The 1,196-nt window shown below is 60.1% G+C and carries 1 protein-coding gene; it reads left to right on the plus strand.

All coding sequences use genetic code 11. The features are described from left to right. Nucleotides 1-127: 127 nt before the first annotated feature. Nucleotides 128-1,196: cache domain-containing protein (locus OP496_RS17835; RefSeq protein ID WP_280565270.1), on the plus strand; the 1,069-nt coding region annotated here is incomplete at its 3' end.

The raw sequence follows: 1,196 nt of genomic DNA on the forward strand, positions 1-1,196 counted from the left end.
GCAATCGGGGGCACGGGGTTTGCTCAATGGAGCCGCTGGGATAGGCTTGTCACCCGTTTACATCCATGACACAACCCGGCGCCGCATAATGCGAAGATGGCCACATCGCGTAAGATTATTCAAGGCATTGCTACCCAAGACATTGTTTGGGCGTTTGGTCCTCGGCACCGGAGTGGGCTGGAGTGTGTTGGTCATCGCCATCCTGTGGGTGTCGCTGCGTGGTAGTAGCGATCTCGCTGAGGAGATCAATCGGGCGCACCTGAATTACGAGGCTTCGCTGATCGCGCGCGATATTCAGCAATCCATTTCGTTGCGACTCGATACGCTAAAAACCATCGCTTCCTCGCAAGCGGGGGCGTTGCAGGGCGATGTACCGCTGACCGAAGATAGCGACGACGACGTGCAGGCGCGCTTGAGCGACCACACGGCGCTGTTGGAGCTGTTCGATTCGGCATTCGTCGTCGATGCCGAAGGGGATGTCATGGGCTTCACGCCGTCGTTGCCGGGCGCCTCGGGCCTGAATGTGGCCGATCGTGAGTATTTTCGCTTCGTTCGCGAAGTAGGGCGCCCCTTCGTGGGCCGCCCGATCGTCAGCAAACTCCACGATAGCCGCCCGCTGGTAGTGATGGGAGTCCCGCTTACGGATGCGCAGGGCCATTTCGAAGGCATGCTGGGCGGCGTGGTCAATCTGCGTGACGGGCGCTTTTTCCTCGACCTGCGCAGCCTACGCATCGGTGAGGCAGGGTATGCGGTGTTGATGACCAGTGATGGCACGGTGCTTAGCCATCCCGATAGTTCCCTGATCATGCAGCATGTCCCTTCCACGCTGGAGAGTCCGGTGCTGGAGCAGGCACTGGATGGGTGGCAGGGCACCGGTACCGGTCGTCTCATCGACGGCGAACCGGCGTTGATGAGTTACCACCAGGTCTGGAAACCGGATTGGATCGTGGGTGTCTTTCTGCCGCAAAGTCAAACACGCCAACCGATCATCGATTATGTGCGTCGCCAGTGGTGGGTGGCGGTGATCGTAGTGCTGTCGATGCTGCCCATGCTGTGGTGGCTGTTGCGCCTGGGGCTTTCCCCATTGCGGCGCCTGGCGCGTCAGATCGCGCAGGTGGGGCAGGGGGATATCCCGCGTATTTCCCTGGATACTTCGTTGGAAGAGTTGCAGCGCATCGCGCAGACCTTCAATAGCG

The organism is Chromohalobacter sp. 48-RD10 (assembly GCF_029889785.1).
Lineage (GTDB): Bacteria > Pseudomonadota > Gammaproteobacteria > Pseudomonadales > Halomonadaceae > Chromohalobacter.